Source organism: Acidiplasma cupricumulans (assembly GCF_001402935.1).
GTDB classification, from domain to species: domain Archaea; phylum Thermoplasmatota; class Thermoplasmata; order Thermoplasmatales; family Thermoplasmataceae; genus Acidiplasma; species Acidiplasma aeolicum.
In genome coordinates, this window is sequence record NZ_LKBH01000157.1 from 1 (window position 1) to 2,437 (window position 2,437).

Below are 2,437 nucleotides of genomic sequence, written 5' to 3' on the forward strand. Positions count from 1 at the left end.
CAATTAAATTAAATAATTTTATTTTTATGCGAAAACTTATAAAAGAAATAGCCTTACTGCTATTATGCCTGATTATTATGTTGATGGAGAGGAGAAATTTGGATTATTAACAACGTCATTTTACTCAATTTTTGCATGGCGCCTTCTGAAAAAGCTGTATAATTTTGCAATTTATGAGTTTGAGGGATTATCACCGGAAACCATCCTTGATATAGGGGCCGGGCCGGGAAGGCTAACAGCCATGGTTGCGAAGAAATTTCCTGATGCACAGGTATATGCAATAGACCCATCAAAATACATGGTTGATGCGGAGCGTAAGCTTTTTAAAAAGGAAAATTTAAGGTGCACATGCGAGCAGGGAAGCAGCAGGGATATTCCATTTAATATAAATTTCGACCTAATATTTTCAAGTCTTTCATTCCACCACTGGAAGGACAGGGAGAAAAGCCTTGAATATATACTTGGCCGTTTAAATAAAGGTGGTGTGTTTATCATTATAGAGTATTATAATGAATATTATAAATCAAATCTATCGGCATATAAACGCCATTCTTTATCAAAAAAATATGCAGAATCACTAAATTACGATGGGTATGAAAAAACTATTGATGTTAGGGGTAATTTAATAGCACTAAAATTTAAAAAAATATGATAAATTATTCCATAAATAAAACCATATAAAAATAAAAAAAGGATTATTAATTCTGTGATGATCCAAGCCTATTTATTAATTCATCTACCTTTTTTTCTATATCTGCATCCATTTTTAATGTTTCCGGCCAGACCCTGTTATAATTCTCCTCCTTTGTTTTTCTTGTGGCATCTATGCCCATCTTTGAACCATAATTAAATATGCGTGCCGGATGATCCAGGCTGTCAGTGGGCGTTCCCGGTATGATAAAGACATCACTTGAGGGGTCTATTCTTGTTGTCATTGCCCACATTACCTGCTTCATATCATGCACATCCACATCATCATCAACAACAACCACTATTTTTGTTAATGCCATCTGTCCGGTGCCCCAGATTGCAAACATAACCTTCTTGGCCTGACCCGGATAGCGTTTTTTAATGGAAACAACTATCATGTTGCTGACCACGGTCTCCTCAGGTATGTTCATATCAACTATTTCAGGAATCTGAATCTGAACAAGAGGCAAAAACATCCTCTCTATTGCCTTTCCTATTCTGACATCCTCATGCCATAGTTTGCCGACAATGGTGGTCATATATATGGGATTTTTCTTTTCGATTATCTTCTTAATATGAAAAACGGGAAACTGTTCCTCAAGAGAATAATAACCGGTGTGATCACCAAATGGGCCCTCGACCCTGGTCTCAGACGGGTCTATATAACCCTCAAGAACTATTTCGGAATTTCTAGGATATTCCAAATCAACTGTTTCTCCCTTTATTAGCTCAAGGGATTTTCTTGCCAGTAAGCCCCTGAATGAAAACTCATCAATGCCATTGGGCAGCGGTGCAATTGATGAAAAGAATGTAAGTGGGTCAGTGCCAATGACCACAGCGACATCCATTGTTTTTGATTCCTCCTTATACTCGCTAAAATGTTCTGCTCCACCTTTATGTATATGCCAGTGCATTCCTGTTGTTTCATTATCAAAAACCTGCATTCTATAGGTCCCCACGTTTCTCTGTCCCGTGACCGGATCCTTGGTAATAACCAGCGGCATTGTAATGTATTTTCCCCCGTCCATTGGCCAGTTCTTTGTAATTGGATACCTTCCAAGGTCAACCTTTTCAAGAACGTTAAATTCAGAGGATTTTCTCTGTTCAACCTTTGGCCTGATTCCACCCAGTTCCTTCATCATCTGAAGACCCCTTGAAATCATGGATTCTGTATCATCCGGAATTCTAACCAGATTCTTCAATCTAAGGCCAACATTATATGGTTTGTCCCCAAGTATATTTTCTATTTTTTGATCGGTTGAAAAGAAATTACCTGCCACAGGTATGTCTGAATTTTTTACGTTCTCAAAAAGCATCGTCCTCTTTTTTCCTATCCTTTCCTCCTCGCTTAATATGTATGTCAGTTCAAGATCAGGGTCAACCTCATCTGTTACATGCACCAGATCATTGTTTTTCTCCTGGAATTTTAAATAATCCCTTAAATCACTGAATACCATAAATATATAATGTTAAAATTAAATATAACCTTATGCCAGTGATTAAGATGATGATTTTTATTAACCATTCTAACAAAAACCCTTGGTAATTATTATCTCTTTAATGCTTAAACTTCCTGGATATAAGCCAATACCATCGAGCCATACTTCTTATTTGGCTTTACAGTATGTCCTATTTTTTATCCATTGCATATCCATATAATGTTTTTTGATATAATTAAAAGATTAATTGCCTCATTTGTTCCTATGATTAATATTCTAATATTAAAGATCGGAAGACACACGTCTGA

Annotated in this window: 2 protein-coding genes; one reads left to right on the plus strand and one right to left on the minus strand. The window is 36.4% G+C overall.

Annotated features, from left to right (window positions below; all coding sequences use genetic code 11):
* Positions 1-64 precede the first annotated feature (64 nt).
* Positions 65-652 carry a class I SAM-dependent methyltransferase gene (locus AOG55_RS04475; RefSeq protein WP_048101062.1) on the plus strand — a complete coding sequence of 196 codons (588 nt, stop codon included), beginning with the start codon at positions 65-67 and terminating at the stop codon, positions 650-652.
* A gap of 46 nt (positions 653-698) precedes the next feature.
* Here the strand turns inward: AOG55_RS04475 and AOG55_RS04480 are convergent, their stop codons facing one another.
* Positions 699-2,147, minus strand: a complete 1,449-nt coding sequence (locus AOG55_RS04480) for a menaquinone biosynthesis decarboxylase (RefSeq protein ID WP_055040955.1) — start codon at positions 2,145-2,147, stop codon at positions 699-701.
* Between the last annotated feature and the right edge of the window lie 290 nt (positions 2,148-2,437).